Origin of the sequence: Pseudomonas nitroreducens NBRC 12694, assembly GCF_002091755.1 — a bacterium.
GTDB classification, from domain to species: Bacteria; Pseudomonadota; Gammaproteobacteria; order Pseudomonadales; family Pseudomonadaceae; genus Pseudomonas; species Pseudomonas nitroreducens.
The window spans coordinates 177,573-191,639 of the sequence record NZ_BDAI01000003.1; the positions used below are offsets into that span (position 1 = coordinate 177,573).

A 14,067-nucleotide genomic window follows, 5' to 3' on the forward strand; every position below is an offset into this window, starting at 1 on the left:
TGTTTCGGTTTGCGCCGACTGCCCTCTTTCCGCAAGTCGCTATTACAGCCCCACATCCGGCAGCTTCGGCCGATTCGCCAGTGCCTTGGCCATGATCGTCTCCACGTGCTCGCGGTCCGCGCCTTGCAGCGCCAGGCGCGGCGGGCGGGTGAGGGCGGTGCCGCGGCCGGCGATTTCTTCGCAGAGCTTGATGCACTGCACCAGATCCGGGCGGGCGTCGAGGTGGAGGATCGGCATCAGCCATTCGTAGATCGGCATGGCCTCTTCGTAACGACCGGCCTTGCACAGGCGGAAGATCGTTTCGCCTTCCTGCGGGAAGACGTTGGACATGCCGGAAATCCAGCCCTCGGCGCCCACCGCGATGCTTTCCAGCACCACGTCGTCGAGCCCGGCGAACAGGATGAAGCGGTTGCCCACTTCGTTGCGCACGTCGATGAAGCGGCGGGTGTCGCCGGAGCTGTCCTTGAAGCAGACGATGTTCTCGCAGTCGGCCAGGGAGATGAGGATGTCCGGGGTGACGTCGTTCTTGTAGATCGGCGGGTTGTTGTAGACCATCACCGGCAGGTCGGTGCTGGTGGCCACGCTGCGGAAGTGCGCGGCGGTTTCATGGGGCTTGGAGGAGTAGACCAGCGCGGGCATCACCATGATGCCGTCGACGCCGACCTTCTGCACCGCCTTGGCCACCTGCGAGGCACCGTGGCTGGTGAACTCGGCGATGCCGCAGATCACCGGCACGCGGCCGCCGGAGGCGTCCTTGGCGACTTCGGTGACGGCCATCTTCTCCTCGATGGTCAGCGAGGTGTTCTCGCCCACGCTGCCGCACACCACCAGGCCGGAGACGCCGTCGCGCACCAGGTTGGAGATCACCTTGTGGGTGGCTTCCAGGTTGACCGAGAAATCATCGTTGAACTGAGTGGTCACCGCGGGGAACACGCCACTCCAATTGACCTTCTTGCTCATGTTGCTCTCCAATTGTCGTATTTCGTATACGAAACGTCTGAAGGAAATCCCGCAGCATTTCGTCGTCGGGTGCCGCTACGCGGCGAATCAGGGGTGGAATCGGTTAGGGGGAAATCAGTAGCCGTTCGGCCAGGTATCCGAGAGCCGATAGCCTTCGGGCCAGGGATCGCTCGGGTCGAGCAGGTGCTGGTGGGTGCCGGTGATCCAGGCGCGGCCGGAAATGCACGGGTGGATCGCCGGTTTGCCGCCGACGCTGGTGAGGCCGTCGATGCGGCAGTGGAACTTGGAATCGATGATCGAATGGCCGACGAAGCGCTCGCCATCCTTCAACTGGCCCTTGGCATGCAGCACCGCCATGCGTGCCGAGCAGCCGGTGCCGCAGGGTGAGCGGTCGATCTTGCCGGGGCGGATGACCACGGCGTTACGGCCGTGCAGCACGCCGTCGATGCGCTCCACCGGCGCGGTCAGCTGGCAGAAGGAGATATGCGCCCAGTCGTGGTTTTCCGGGTGCCTGAAGCCCAGTTGCTGGTTTGCCGCCTGGGTGATCTTCAGGCCGGTGGCGACCAGGTCGGCGGCCTCCGAGGCGTGCAGGGTGAAGCCCAGCGCGTGCGCGTCGGCCAGTACGAAGCTGTCGCCGCCGTAGGCGGTATCCACCTGCAGCGAACCGAGGCCTTCCACTTCGATCCAGGCATCGAGCTGGTCGGCGAAGGAGGGCAGGTTGCGCACTTCCACGCGCTGCACCTTGCCGTCCTTGCAGTCGGCCACGGCTTCGATCAGGCCGCCCGGCGCTTCCAGGGTCAGGCGCGTCTGCGGTTCCTGCATCGGCAGGATGCCGCTGTCCAGCAGCACGGTGCTGACGCACAGCGAGTTGGAGCCGGACATGGGCGGCACGTCCGCCGGCTCCATGATGATCCAGGCCATCTGCGCCCGCGGGTCCTTCGGCGGGACCAGCAGGTTCACGTGACGGAACACGCCGCCGCGCGGTTCGTTGAGGACGAAGTTGCGCAGGGTGTTGTCGCTGGCGATGAAGCGCGACTGTGCCCACAGGGTGTCGCCGGGCGGCGGGGCGACGCCGCCGACGATGACGTCGCCGACCTCGCCTTCGGCGTGGCAGCTGACGACGTGGATGATCTTGCTCGAACGCATTGTCTTTCTCCCTACGTTGTGGAGCCCGGCCTCCCTCACCCCAGCCCTCTCCCAGAGGGAGAGGGGGCAGGCCGTGCCGGCTGATGCTGTGGTTTCATCCTGCACCGATCAGTCCCCTCTCCCGCTTGAGGAGCGGGGCGCGCAGCCAGGGTCAGGGTGAGAGGCTCTTGTCAGTTCACCGAACGGAGGAACTCCGCCGTCTCCGCCCGCTGCGGATTGCCGATCACCTGCTCCGGCGTGCCGATCTCATGTACCAGCCCCTCGCGGAAGAACGCCACGCGGTCGGACACATCGCGGGCGAAGCGAATCTCGTGGGTGACCAGCACCATGGTCATGCCCTCTTCGGCGAGCAGGCGCATGGTGTCGAGCACCTCGCCCACCAGTTGCGGGTCGAGTGCCGAGGTGGCTTCGTCGAACAGCATGTAGTCCGGCGACATGGCCAGCGCGCGGGCGATCGCCATGCGCTGCTGCTGCCCGCCCGAGAGCTTCTGCGGGAACACCTTGAGCTTGTCGCCCAGGCCGACGTGCTTGAGCTGCTTCACCGCCATCGCCTCGGCCTCTTCCTTGGACAGGCCGAGCACCTTGCGCGGGGCGAGCATGACGTTCTCCAGCACGGTCAGATGCGGGAAGGCGTTCCACTGCTGGAAGACGATGCCGATCTTCTGCCGCAGCTTGTTCAGGTCGGTGGTCTTGGCGTGGACCTCGATGCCGTCGACGCGGATCTTGCCGCGCTGGATCGGCTCCAGGCCGTTGATGCACATCAGCAGGGTGGACTTGCCCGAACCCGAGCCGCCGATGATCGAGACCACCTCGCCCTTCTTCACGGTCAGGCTGACGCCCTTGACCACTTCCAGATCGCCGTAGGCTTTGTGCACGTTGTCGATTTCAATCATTTTCCTGCCACCTTTGTTCCAGCCGGGCGCCGAGGCGCGCCACGACCCAACTCATGAGGTAATAGATGACCCCGGCGATGCACAGCACCAGCAGGGGTTCCTGGATGCGCGTCACGATGGTCTGCGAGGCGCGGAGCAGTTCGACGATGCCGATCCACATGACCAGCGCGGTGTCCTTCATCACCCCCAGCACCAGGTTCAGCCAGCCGGGGAAGGCCACCCGCGCGGCCAGCGGCAGCACGATGTAGCGCAGGTCCTGCCAGTAGCTGAGGCCCAGCGAGCGGCTGGCGCGGCGGATGTTCGGGCCGACGGCGAGGATGCCGCTGCGGATGATCTCGGTGCAGAACGCCGCCGCGTACACGCCCAGCACCAGGCAGCCGACGGTGAAGGCGCTCCAGTTCAGGCCGACGATGCTTTTCAGCGAGTTGAACAGCACGAACTGGATCAGCAGCGGCACGCTGCGGAAGATGTCGAGGAACCAGCCGACCGGCATCGTGGTGCGCGGCAGGGTGGCGCGCAGCCAGCCCAGCACGACGCCAGCGAGGGTGCCGATGAGCATGGCGCCGACGGTCAGCTTGACGGTGACCCAGGCCCCTTGCAGCAGGAACATCAGGTCATTGACGGTGAAGCTCGTGGAAAACATGCGTGCTTCTCCTAGTAGCGGAACAGTCGCCAGCTCAGCAGGCGGGCGACCACCACGATGACCTTGGCGATGAGGTAATAGAGCACCGCGGCCAGGGCGAAGTACTCGAAGGTGCGGAAGGTGCGCACGTTGAAGTCCTGGGTCACGCCGGTGAGGTCGTTGTTCAGGCCCACCACCACGCCCAGCGACGTCATCAGCACCGCCCAGACCATCTGGTTCGTCAGCGGGTAATAGACGATGCGCAGCAGCTGCGGAACGATGATCATCCGGTACGCCTGGAAGGCGCTCATGCCCAGCGAGCGCGCGGCGCGCATCTGGGTGTCCGGCACGGCCTTGAGGCCGCCGCGGAAGTTCTCCGCGAGGTAGCCGGCGTTGTTGAAGGTGATCCCCGCCAGCAGCGCCACCCAGGAGCTGACGTGCAGGCCGAAGGAGCCCAGGCCGAAGTACAGGATGTAGATCTGGAACAGCGACGGCGTGTTGCGTGCGATCGATACCCAGGTGTCGGCGAAGCCCTTCAGCCACGGATTCTTCATCTGCCGCATGACGGTCAGCAGCAGCGCGATGAGCACGCCGAGGATCATCGACAGCGCGGCGGTTTCCAGGGTTACCCAGGCGCCGCCGAGCATGTCCGGCAGGGCCTTGAAGGCGGAGCGCCAGTGGAAGCTGTAGTTGAACATCAGCGCACCCCCTCGCTCAGCCAACTCGGGACGCCACCGTCACCGCGCCCGCTGCAGGCCGCCTCGACGCAGGCGGCAAGGCTGCCAAAGTGCACCTGGCGCCCGGCCAGGCCCGGACCGTAGTGGGCGTACTTCGCCGAATTGGTGATCAGCGTGGTGCAGGACGGCGGAATCACCGGCTCGCCGATCATGCACCAGCAGGTGTCGTTGAGCAGTTGCACGCCGAAGTCTTCCAGCACCTTCACGTCGCCGGCGGCGCGGGCCTTTTCCTCCACGGCGCGGCCGAGAGCGACGACCAGCGCGACGCCCGGATGCTTGCGGCGCCCGGCGACCAGCCTGGCCAGTTCGGCACACTCGCTGGCGGAGAAGTGCGGGTTACCCAGGGACACCAGTTGCACGCTGGGCTCTGCCGCGTGGTCCAGTTCGCGCCAGGAGGCGATCAGGTCCGCCGGGGTGACGCGCAGGTGTTGCAGCGGGGCCTTGCCGCCCAGTGCGGTGGTGACGTCCGGCGCTTCCGGGGTGACGCCGGCGATGTGGAACATCGGCGCAGCGGAGGTAGTGGCGAAGGCTGCGCCGAAGGCTTTCAGCGCATCGCTGTCCGGCGCCAGCGGCTGCAGGCCGTCGACCACCGGGATGCGCGTGCCGCACAGCTCGCCGATGTGATAGCCGAGCAGCGGGAAGATCGACTCGTCATGTTCGGCCGGCAGCTCGACATCGATCCGCAGCACGGCCAGCCGACCTTCGTCGCGGTGGCTGCCGACGTTCGGCGCACGGCCGGTGAGGGCGATGCAGATGTCGAGGTAATCCGGGTATTTCAGGGTGCGCGCGCCGAGCACGCTGTTGGCGTAGACCACGGCGTTGGACTCGGCCCACACGACCTGTTCGCCGAGGCTCGGCTTGCTGTCCAGCAGGTAGGGCGCGCAGGTGTAGCTCATCTGCGCGCCCATCTCCATGTAGGCATCGCCCAGCGCGGCGGCGGGCTCGCCGAAGGCCTTGTCGACGCCCAGTTCGCGCCAGCGGCGGTGATCCACGGAGATGGAATTCAGGGTGGTCGGCACCTTCACCTTGCCGCCCCAGTCCGCCAGTTGGCGGGCGAAGCGCAGGCTGGCGGGGCCGGTATAGATGCAGCCGTCGATGTGCGCCTGGGCGATGTCCAGCAGGTCCTTCGCGCCTTGCAGCGCGGCCATGCGCAGGACGATCTGCATGGCGGCCTGGGCGGCCTTGCCGTGCTGGCCGTCGAGCAGCTCATGGTCGCCGGCGGTGAGCACCAGGCCTTCCGGCAAGGGGCCGGCATCGCTGGCCATCACGCCCTGCCAGCTATCGGCAGGGCGCTCGGCGGTGAGTGTTACCTGTCCGTCTTCGATACGGGCCCAGCCGCCCGTGGACAACTGCTCGAAAGCCTCGTGGCCCAGGCACAGCACCGGGATGGAGCGGCCGAACAACGCCTGCGCCACCAGCACGCCGAGGGTGAGGATCTCGTCCGGCTCGGCCAGCAGCAGGGCTGCCGGCGCATGGCCGTTGAGCAGTATTTCCAGCATCACGCTGCTGCCGGTACAGGAGCCGCGTCCGCTGGGAATCGCCAGCACCCGCCCAGGCAGGAAGCTGCCGGAGAGCGGATGGTGGCGGTCGATGACCTCGCCCGTGAAAGGCTCTACGCCTCCCCAGAAGCTCAGCCCGGTGTCGGCATGGAGTAGCGCCCCTTCGGCGCTACCCCCCATCAGGACCCGCCCTGTTAGGCGTGAGTCCCGCACCCTTGAAGCCTGAATCGAAGACATGTTGCGCCCGCCGTCAGTAGTACACGTGGGGAACGGTGAGGTCGACCGGGGTGCCGCCGACCCACTTCTCGTACAGCTCGGCGTAACGGCCGGTGCGGACCTGCTGGTTGACGAAGAGGTTGAGGTAGTGGATCAGGCCGTACTCGTTGCGCGCGGCGGCCAGCGACACGTAGTCGATCACGTAGGGCGCGTTGCCGACGACCTTCAGGCCCTTGTACTTGCCGGATTTCAGGGTGGAGGCGGCGACGGTGTTGGTCACCACGGTGGCGTCGATGTGACCCTGGGCGACGGCGAGGATGGTGTCGTTCTGGCTCTGGTAGGCGCGGAAGGAGCCCTTGCCGCCCCATTTCTTCACGTCCTTCTCCAGAGCGATGGCTTCATAGGTGCCGCTGGTGTTGCCCACCGGGCGGTCCTTTATGTCCTCGTACTGGGTGATGCCGGTGTCCTCGCGGGTCAGCACCACCATCTGGAAGGCGAAGTAGGGGATGGTCATGGCGACCGTCTTGGCGCGCTCCAGGGTGTCGGAGGTGGAAGCGACGATCACGTCGGCGCGGCCGGATACCAGCGCGGGGATACGATCCGGGAAGGGCGTCTCGACGACTTCGGCGGTAACACCGAGGACTTTCGCCAGGTCGTTGCAGTAGTCCACGTCGAAGCCGACCGGGTTGTTCTGCGCATCGCGCGAACCCATCGGCGGGAAGTCCAGGGTGACGGCGCAGCGCAGCTTGCCGGATTCAATGATGTCGTCGAGCTTGTCGGCCTGGGCCTGGCCGACGAGAAACACAGCGGTGAGGGCTAGCGCAATTCGGGAGAATTTCATGGGGGCCTCTCTGAGTCAGTGTTGTGCAGCGATTTTGTATTATGGATTTCATATACGATATTTCTTAGAGCAAGGCATGTGCCAGAAATGGCCCGGGCATGACCGATCGGTCGCGAGGCCTGCTATTGGTGGGATCAGGGCTACAGGGTGCTTCGAATTGGCTGTAGGTGCGTTCCGAGCGCTGTTACCAAATGAAGCAGGAGCGTGTTTCGCTGCCCCGTATGGGAGCACTCGGGAAGCTGTGCGCGTTGATGTCCCTTGTGGGAGCAATTGTCTTCTGCGGGAAAGTTCGTGCCTGCTTTCCCCTATCCCCAGCCCTGGCTACGCGCCCCGCTCCTGAGGGTGAGGGGGCAGATCGTGCCGGCTGACGCTGGGGTCTCATGCTGCTCGGAACGGTCCCCTCTCCCGCTTGCGGGAGAGGGTTAGGGTGAGGGGGCACTTGTAGAGGAGGAGCCCCTCAGCCCATGCCAGCGATCGCGCGCATGGGGCACTACAGGTTTCGTCAGTTGGGCGCGACCTGCGACTCGCGATATTGCGTCGGCGACAGCCCGGTCAGTGCGCGGAACTGCCGGCTGAAGGCGCTGTGGTCTGTGTAGCCGCAACGCAGGGCGATCTCGGTGATCGGCAGGTCCTCGCCGAGCAGGCGCGTGGCGGCACCCAGGCGCGCCTTGTGGATCATCTGCCGTGGCGTGAGCTGGAAGATGCGCTTGCAGTGGCGCTCCAGCTGGGCGACGGAGAGGCCGGCCAGCTCGGTCAGCTCGGCAAGGTTGATCGGCTTGTCGAAGTGTTCGCGGATATAGGCGTCCACTGCCGCCAGGCGCTGGTACGCGGGATGCGTGGATTGCGCCGCCTGCAGGTCGCTGGAAATCCCCGCCATGCCGATCACGGCGCCTTGCGCATCGCGCAGCGCCAGCTTGTGGGTCAGGCACCAGCCTGGCAGCCGGCCGGGGTAGAGGTGCAGCTCCAGCTGATCGCTGAGCTGGCCGCCGGTTTCCAGTACGCGGCGATCCTGCTCGGTGTAGATCGGGCCGAAGCGCGACGGGAAGACCTCCTCGGCGGTGCGCCCGAGCAGCTCGCGGGCATCCTTCACACCGCAGCGCCGTGCCAGGGTCTGGTTGACCAGCACGTAGCGCGCCGCGGTGTCCTTGATGAAGAACACCACGCCGGGCATGGCATCGAGCAGCGGGGAAATCTGCGCAAGGGTCTGCAGCAGGCTGTCCAGGTCGCGGGCGCCCTGGGGAATCAGGTCGTGCATCGGGAGGCGAGTCGGCTGTCGGAACATGGCGGAAGGTACGCTGCAAGGTGGCGAGATGGCGCGGCGCTGTCAACTCGAAGGGCGCGCAATGCCTCTGGCGAACCACTTGGCGGGGCAACGGCGGCGGATAAAGCGTGCCGCTTTAATGCGCCCTACGGGTGCGATGCGTGAGGCCGACGCAGGGCGGATAACGCCTCAAGCGCTATCCGCCATCCTTGGTCTATGCCTTCAGTCTTCGGCGAGCTGCAGCAGGGTTTCCACTCGCGCCGGACTGAAGGGCGGGCGCGGCGCTGGCGGTTGCCAACCGAACAACTGCGTGGCTGCTGCGCCGCACACGCGGCCCTGGCAGGCGCCCATGCCGCAGCGGCTGGCGAGCTTGGCAGCGGTCCAGTCCGGTTTGCCTGCCAGTGCCGAGTAGGGCACGTCTTCGCAGCGACAGACGAGGGTGTCCGGTTGGGCGAGCAGGTTCAGGCGCGGGTCGAGGGCAAAGTCCTTCTTCAGTGCGGCGGCGAAGCCCTGCCAACGCTGGCGCTGCGACCAGAGCTCGCGGGCTCGGTCGTGTTCACCCGCGGCGGCGTGGCCGGCGATGCGACCCTCCACCAGGGCTTTCTCCGAGCCGCCGAAGCCGGTGCATTCGCCCGCGGCGTAGATGCCATCGCGGCTGCTCGCCTGCCAGGCGTCGACGCGGATTGCACCGTCGTCCACCGCGCAGCCCAGTGCCTGGCCGAGCTGCACGTTGGGGATGAGACCGAAGCCGCAGCCCAGTCGGTCGCATTCGATTTCCTTCAGCTTGCCACCCTGGCTGATTCGCACGCCTTCCAGGTGATCTGTCCCCAGTGCGGCGACGATATGGCTGTCGGCACGGTAGGCCGGGTCGTACAGGCCGAAGGACTGCACCAGCTTGTTCGGCCAGCGTGGCAGCTTCAGGGCGAAGCTGGCCAACGCAGACCACGAGGCCTGTTCGGCGATGCGCTGGATCTTCGCGCCGTTGGCGCGGGCGGTCGCGGCGCTGGCGAGCAGCAACGGGCCGCTGCCGGCGATCACTACGCGCTGGCCGTCCACCGGTACGCCGCCTTTCACCAGTGCCTGCAGTCCGCCTGCACCGGTGACGCCGGGCAGCGTCCAGCCGGGGAAGGGCAGCAGCAGCTCGCGGGCACCGGTGCAGAGGATCAGCTTGCGGTAATCCAGCCGCCAGCCACGTTGGAAGTCTTCCAGCAGCAGGCCGTGTTCGCCGGCCAGGGCCACCACGCGGGTGGCGCTGTGAATCCTGATGTTGGCGCAGGCGGCGACTTTTTCGCGCAGCTCCAGAGCGGCGCGCGGCAGGTGCGCATTGGGCCCGTCGCGCCAGATCTGCCCGCCGGGCAGCGGGTTGTCGTCGAGGATGACGATGTTGGCGCCGCTCGGCGCGGCGGCGAGGGCGGCGGACATTCCCGCCGGCCCGGCACCGATGATGAGGATATCGACGGACTCGCTCATGGGCGCGTCTCCACCTGCATGCCCTCGCGGCACAGGGTCTGGCAGGCCAGGCGGCGCTGGCCGTCGATGATCACCCGGCACTCCTGGCAGATGCCCATGCCGCATAGCGGCGCACGGCGCTGGCCGCTGACGGAGGTGCGCGTGGTGCCGTCGCCGCCCTGGGCGAGCGCGGCCGCCACCGTGGTGCCCGCGGTGACGCGCAGGGGGCGGCCGTCGAGGATCAGCTCAGGCATGGGCGGTGGCTCCGAGGAAGCGGCGCGGGGAATAGGGTTCGGCCGGCAGCGGCAACGGTTCGCCGCACAGTTGCGCGGCGAGCAAGTCGGCGGTGCCTGGCGCGGTAGTCACCCCCAGGCCTTCGTGGCCGACCGCGAGCCACAGGCCGGGGCGCTGCGGGTGCTCGCCCACCAGCGGCATGCCGTCGGGGCTGGCGGCGCGGAAGCCGGCCCAGCTGCGGATTACGTTGAGGTTGGCCAGGCCGGGCATGTAGTCCACGGCGCGGCGCAGCATCTTCGCCAGCATCCAGCCTTCCACCTGCGGGTCGGTGGTGCCGAACTGCCGCGAGGCGCCGATGAACAACTGGCCGGTCGGGCGCGGCTGGATGTTGCAGGCCACCGATGGGCCACTGGCGTTGTGCGCGCTGGTCACGTAGCCCAGCTCCACCAGCGTGCGGCGCACCTTGCCGGGGTAGCGGTCGGTGATCAGCAGATGACCTTTTTTCGGCTCGATGGGCAGGTCGGCGCAGAGCTGCGTGGCCTGGATGCCATTGGCCAGGACGATGGCCTTGGCGCTCAGCCACTGGCCGTCGTCCAGGCGCACGCGGGGTTCGTCGATTTCCACCACCTTGGCCTGGCGCTGGCGGATCGGTTTCAGCGCCGACTCCAGCAGCCACGCGGCGGCGCGCGGCGCGTAGAGAATGCCGTCACCGGTGATCTCCAGCCCGCCGTGCAGGTCGCTGCGCAGCTCGGGTTCTTCCTGCTGCAGCTCCGCGCTGTTTAGCAGCCTTGCGGCGATGCCGTGCTCGCGCAGCATGGCGAACTTGCGTTCGGCTTCGGCCATCTCTTCGTCATTGGCCGCCAGCCACATCGTGCCGTTGCTGCGGTACGCGCATTCGGCGGGCATGTCGTGGCCCCACTCGCGCCAGCGCTGCAGCGAGTAGTTGCTCAGCGCCAGTTCGGCGGCATTGTCGTCGAGCACCAGCAGGTGGCCCATGCCGACGGCGGTGGCGCCGGGCAGGCGCGCATCCAGCACCAGCACGTCCAGGCCGCGGCGGGCGAGGGCGTGGGCGCAGGCGGCGCCGACGATGCCGGCGCCGATGACGATGATGTCCGCATCGCTCACGAACGGATGCCCCAGGCGAACGGGTCGTCTTCTTCCAGCAGCAGGGTGGCTTCCGCGCTGATGTTGGCGCGCCCGCGGATGGTCGGGATGATGCGCCCCTCGGCAGGCTCGCCGACCCACTCGAAGCGGCCCTCGAACTGGCTGCCGATCACGCTGGCCTGGCGCCAGGCGTCGCCGGCGGCGAGCTTGCCGTCAGCGGCCAGGCACGCCAGCTTGGCGCTGGTGCCGGTGCCGCAGGGCGAGCGGTCGTAGGCCTTGCCGGGGCAGAGCACGTAGTTGCGGCTGTCCGCATCGGGATCGTCGGCGAACAGCTCGATGTGATCGATCAGGCCACCGTCTTCGCCGCGGATGCCCTGGTCTTCCAGCGCCTTCTGCACGGCGACGGTGTAGGCAGTCAGTTCGTCCAGGTTGTCGCCGGCGACGCGCAGGCCGTGATCGGCGATCAGGAAGAACCAGTTGCCGCCCCAGGCGATGTCGCCGTGCACCAGGCCATGGCCGGGCACTTGCACCGGCACCTGCTTGCGGTAGCGATAGGAAGGGACGTTGCGCACGCTCACCGAGCGGTCGTCGTGCAGGGTTGCTTCGACGGTGCCCACCGGCGTCTCGATCTTGTGCGTGCCGGGGCCGATACGCCCCAGGTGCGCCAGCGAGACGACCAGGCCGATGGTGCCGTGGCCGCACATGCCCAGGTAACCGGTGTTGTTGAAGAAGATCACCCCGGCGCAGGCGCTCGGGTCCACCGGCTCGCAGAGCAATGCGCCGACCAGCACATCGCTGCCGCGCGGCTCCAGCACGGTCGCGGCGCGCCAGCTGTCGTGCTCCCTGGCCAGCAGCGCACGGCGTTCGGCCATGCTGCCCTTGCCCAGATCGGGAAAGCCGTCGAGCACCAGGCGCGTGGGTTCGCCGCCGGTGTGGGAATCGAGAACCTGGATGCGTTTCATGCTGCCCCCTGAGGTGGTCTTGTGGTTGACCCTAGGGTGGCGCGGAGCGGGGATGGGAGCTTGAGGGTTTTCCGCCGGGCCGATGATGAAATCGGCACAGCGGTTCTTTTCGATCAGCTCGGTGTCGGCCGATTCGGCAGGTGCTCGTAGAGCGTGCGGCAGACACCGTTGATGTGTTCTTCCAGCAGGCGCGCGGCCAGCTCGCCATCGCCGGCGCGGCAGGCGTCGAGGATGTCGTGGTGCTCGTGATCCGCGCGATCCTTGCCGGAGGACAGGCTCATCTGCATGCGCAGGTAGCGTTCGAGCTTGTCATGGATGGAGCGGATCAGGCCAACCAGGTAGGGCCGCTGCGCCGGTTCATAGAGACAGGCATGCAGCTCCCAGTTCAGTTCCGCCCAGCGGCCGACATCGTCCTCGCCGACGAACTCGGCACAGATGCGCTCGGCGCGCTCGAAGGTCTCGGCGGTCATGTTCGGCACCGCCAGGCGGATCGCCTGGGCTTCGAGAACGACCCGTACCTCGAACATCTGCGCCAGTTCCGGCTCGGATATCTTCGTCACCAGCGCCCCCTTGTTGCGCTGGAACTCCACCAGTCCCTCGGCCTCCAGGCGCTTGAGCGCCTCGCGCACGGGAATCTTGCTGACGTTGAAGATCTGCGCGATATCGTCCTGGCGGATCGGCTCGTGCTCTGCCATCTGGCCGGAAATGATCGCCTCGCGCAGGTGCTTGGCGATGGTCTCCGAGGCGGAGGGGACGATACCCAGGTTGGGGGCGTTGCGTAGCGGCACGATGCAGTCCGGTCAGGTGGCTGTTGTCGGATATGGTATACGAAATCCCTGTAATGCAGTGAAGCATCGGCGAGCGGTCATCGCAATGGATGAATCACGGGATTTGCACACGCAATGCGCGTGCCGGGGAATCAGTTACGGCGTTCGACGATATAGCGGGCGAGGGCGCGCAGCGGTTCGGCGCTATCGCCAAAGCCTTCCAGCGCCGCCAGCGCCTGGTCGCGCAGGGCGAGGGCGTAGGCCTTCGCTTCGTCGAGGCCGAGCAGCGCGGGGTAGGTCGGCTTGTCGTGCGCCTGGTCCTTGCCCTGGGTCTTGCCGAGGGTGGCGGTATCGCTTTCGACGTCGAGGATGTCGTCCTGTACCTGGAACGCCAGGCCCACAGCTTCGGCGTAGCGGCGCAGGGCTTCCAGCGCATCGGTGTTGGCGCGCCCGCTGGCGAGGGCGCCGAGCTGCACGCTGGCCTCGATCAGCGCGCCGGTCTTGTGCCGGTGCATGGTTTCCAGCGCCGCCTGGTCGATCCTGCGACCCACGGACTCCAGGTCGATCGCCTGCCCGCCAACCATCCCGGCCGAACCGGCGGCGCGGGCGAGGATCATCAGCATGTCCAAGCGGGTCTGGGCATCCTGCGGATTGAGCTTGGCGTTACCGATCACCTCGAATGCCAGTGCCTGCAGGCCGTCACCGGCGAGAATCGCGCAGGCCTCGTCGTAGGCAATGTGGGTGGTCGGCTGGCCGCGACGCAGGTCGTCGTCGTCCATCGCCGGCAGATCGTCGTGCACCAGGGAATAGGCGTGGATCAGCTCCACTGCGCAGGCAGCGCCGTCCGCCCGCTCGGCGTCGCCGCCCAGTGCTTCGCAGGCCGCGTAGGCCAACAGCGGGCGCACGCGCTTGCCACCGTTGACCACGCTGTAGCGCATGGCGGCGTAGATGCGGGTGAGTTCTTCACGGGGGGCGACGAAGAGTTTTTCCAGCGCAGCGTCGACACGCGCCGTACAGCGCGCCTGGTACCCGGCGATCATGCGTCTTCGCCTTCCGGATCGAAGGGCGCTTCGCTCAGTTCGCCATCGCGTTCCAGCAGGATCTGCACCTTCTGCTCCGCCTGGGTCAGCGCCGCCTGGCAGTCGCGCGTCAGGCGGATGCCCTGCTCGAAGGCCCCCAGCGAGTCCTCCAGCGACAACTCGCCGCTTTCCAGGCGCTCCACCAGCGTTTGCAGCTCGGCGAGGGACTGTTCGAAGTCGAGGGAAGCTTTCTTGCGGGCCATGCGGACATCTCGGCGGGGGTATTCGGAAACCTCGCGACACTAGCAGAGACGGGCTTTGCGGGCAAATCTTCGGTCAGGCCGCCGGCGACTGCAC

15 protein-coding genes are annotated in these 14,067 nt (G+C 67.1%); all 15 read right to left on the reverse strand.

What is annotated here, in order from left to right; translation table 11 throughout:
- Window positions 1-42 precede the first annotated feature (42 nt).
- On the reverse strand, window positions 43-960 hold the full coding sequence (locus PNI01S_RS09965) for a dihydrodipicolinate synthase family protein (protein WP_024764657.1): 918 nt from the start codon (window positions 958-960) through the stop codon (window positions 43-45).
- Between the two features lie 114 nt (window positions 961-1,074).
- Window positions 1,075-2,106 carry a trans-3-hydroxy-L-proline dehydratase gene (locus PNI01S_RS09970; RefSeq protein ID WP_084358082.1) on the reverse strand — a complete coding sequence of 344 codons (1,032 nt, stop codon included), beginning with the start codon at window positions 2,104-2,106 and terminating at the stop codon, window positions 1,075-1,077.
- A 170-nt stretch (window positions 2,107-2,276) separates the two neighbouring features.
- Window positions 2,277-2,999, reverse strand: a complete 723-nt coding sequence (locus PNI01S_RS09975) for an amino acid ABC transporter ATP-binding protein (protein WP_024764659.1) — start codon at window positions 2,997-2,999, stop codon at window positions 2,277-2,279.
- Window positions 2,992-3,642 (reverse strand): amino acid ABC transporter permease, encoded by a 651-nt coding sequence (locus PNI01S_RS09980; protein ID WP_084358084.1) that lies wholly within the window; start codon window positions 3,640-3,642, stop codon window positions 2,992-2,994. The genes PNI01S_RS09975 and PNI01S_RS09980 overlap by 8 nt, the downstream gene beginning before the upstream one ends.
- A gap of 11 nt (window positions 3,643-3,653) precedes the next feature.
- On the reverse strand, window positions 3,654-4,319 hold the full coding sequence (locus PNI01S_RS09985) for an amino acid ABC transporter permease (RefSeq protein ID WP_065086602.1): 666 nt from the start codon (window positions 4,317-4,319) through the stop codon (window positions 3,654-3,656).
- On the reverse strand, window positions 4,319-6,094 hold the full coding sequence (gene lhpI, locus PNI01S_RS09990) for a cis-3-hydroxy-L-proline dehydratase (RefSeq protein ID WP_500690487.1): 1,776 nt from the start codon (window positions 6,092-6,094) through the stop codon (window positions 4,319-4,321). Before lhpI ends, PNI01S_RS09985 begins: the two co-directional genes overlap by 1 nt.
- Before the next feature lie 13 nt (window positions 6,095-6,107).
- The gene (locus PNI01S_RS09995) at window positions 6,108-6,914 is read right to left on the reverse strand and encodes an ABC transporter substrate-binding protein (protein ID WP_024764662.1); all 807 of its coding nucleotides are present in this window, start codon (window positions 6,912-6,914) and stop codon (window positions 6,108-6,110) included.
- A 502-nt stretch (window positions 6,915-7,416) separates the two neighbouring features.
- A complete protein-coding gene (locus tag PNI01S_RS10000) occupies window positions 7,417-8,196 on the reverse strand; it encodes an AraC family transcriptional regulator (RefSeq protein ID WP_084358087.1) in 780 nt (259 codons plus the stop codon).
- A gap of 201 nt (window positions 8,197-8,397) precedes the next feature.
- Window positions 8,398-9,645 (reverse strand): NAD(P)/FAD-dependent oxidoreductase, encoded by a 1,248-nt coding sequence (locus PNI01S_RS10005; protein ID WP_084358089.1) that lies wholly within the window; start codon window positions 9,643-9,645, stop codon window positions 8,398-8,400.
- Window positions 9,642-9,878: a (2Fe-2S)-binding protein gene (locus tag PNI01S_RS10010; protein ID WP_084358091.1), complete on the reverse strand. Its 237-nt coding sequence runs from the start codon at window positions 9,876-9,878 to the stop codon at window positions 9,642-9,644. The genes PNI01S_RS10005 and PNI01S_RS10010 overlap by 4 nt, the downstream gene beginning before the upstream one ends.
- On the reverse strand, window positions 9,871-10,983 hold the full coding sequence (locus PNI01S_RS10015; protein WP_084358093.1) for an NAD(P)/FAD-dependent oxidoreductase: 1,113 nt from the start codon (window positions 10,981-10,983) through the stop codon (window positions 9,871-9,873). Before PNI01S_RS10015 ends, PNI01S_RS10010 begins: the two co-directional genes overlap by 8 nt.
- Window positions 10,980-11,924: a 4-hydroxyproline epimerase gene (locus PNI01S_RS10020; protein WP_024764666.1), complete on the reverse strand. Its 945-nt coding sequence runs from the start codon at window positions 11,922-11,924 to the stop codon at window positions 10,980-10,982. The genes PNI01S_RS10015 and PNI01S_RS10020 overlap by 4 nt, the downstream gene beginning before the upstream one ends.
- A 113-nt stretch (window positions 11,925-12,037) precedes the next feature.
- Complete coding sequence (locus PNI01S_RS10025; RefSeq protein ID WP_024764667.1) at window positions 12,038-12,712, reverse strand: GntR family transcriptional regulator; 675 nt, start codon at window positions 12,710-12,712, stop codon at window positions 12,038-12,040.
- A gap of 131 nt (window positions 12,713-12,843) precedes the next feature.
- The gene (gene ispA / locus PNI01S_RS10030; RefSeq protein WP_084358095.1) at window positions 12,844-13,731 is read right to left on the reverse strand and encodes a (2E,6E)-farnesyl diphosphate synthase; all 888 of its coding nucleotides are present in this window, start codon (window positions 13,729-13,731) and stop codon (window positions 12,844-12,846) included.
- Window positions 13,728-13,973: an exodeoxyribonuclease VII small subunit gene (locus PNI01S_RS10035; protein ID WP_024764669.1), complete on the reverse strand. Its 246-nt coding sequence runs from the start codon at window positions 13,971-13,973 to the stop codon at window positions 13,728-13,730. The genes ispA and PNI01S_RS10035 overlap by 4 nt, the downstream gene beginning before the upstream one ends.
- Window positions 13,974-14,067 lie beyond the last annotated feature (94 nt).

Coding starts and splice junctions, on each gene's coding strand:
- PNI01S_RS09965 (WP_024764657.1), bottom strand. CDS start 960: ATGAGCAAGAAGGTCAATTGGAGTGGCGTGTTCCCCGCGGTGACCACT.
- PNI01S_RS09970 (WP_084358082.1), bottom strand. CDS start 2,106: ATGCGTTCGAGCAAGATCATCCACGTCGTCAGCTGCCACGCCGAAGGC.
- PNI01S_RS09975 (WP_024764659.1), bottom strand. CDS start 2,999: ATGATTGAAATCGACAACGTGCACAAAGCCTACGGCGATCTGGAAGTG.
- PNI01S_RS09980 (WP_084358084.1), bottom strand. CDS start 3,642: ATGTTTTCCACGAGCTTCACCGTCAATGACCTGATGTTCCTGCTGCAA.
- PNI01S_RS09985 (WP_065086602.1), bottom strand. CDS start 4,319: ATGTTCAACTACAGCTTCCACTGGCGCTCCGCCTTCAAGGCCCTGCCG.
- lhpI (WP_500690487.1), bottom strand. CDS start 6,094: ATGTCTTCGATTCAGGCTTCAAGGGTGCGGGACTCACGCCTAACAGGG.
- PNI01S_RS09995 (WP_024764662.1), bottom strand. CDS start 6,914: ATGAAATTCTCCCGAATTGCGCTAGCCCTCACCGCTGTGTTTCTCGTC.
- PNI01S_RS10000 (WP_084358087.1), bottom strand. CDS start 8,196: ATGTTCCGACAGCCGACTCGCCTCCCGATGCACGACCTGATTCCCCAG.
- PNI01S_RS10005 (WP_084358089.1), bottom strand. CDS start 9,645: ATGAGCGAGTCCGTCGATATCCTCATCATCGGTGCCGGGCCGGCGGGA.
- PNI01S_RS10010 (WP_084358091.1), bottom strand. CDS start 9,878: ATGCCTGAGCTGATCCTCGACGGCCGCCCCCTGCGCGTCACCGCGGGC.
- PNI01S_RS10020 (WP_024764666.1), bottom strand. CDS start 11,924: ATGAAACGCATCCAGGTTCTCGATTCCCACACCGGCGGCGAACCCACG.
- ispA (WP_084358095.1), bottom strand. CDS start 13,731: ATGATCGCCGGGTACCAGGCGCGCTGTACGGCGCGTGTCGACGCTGCG.
- PNI01S_RS10035 (WP_024764669.1), bottom strand. CDS start 13,973: ATGGCCCGCAAGAAAGCTTCCCTCGACTTCGAACAGTCCCTCGCCGAG.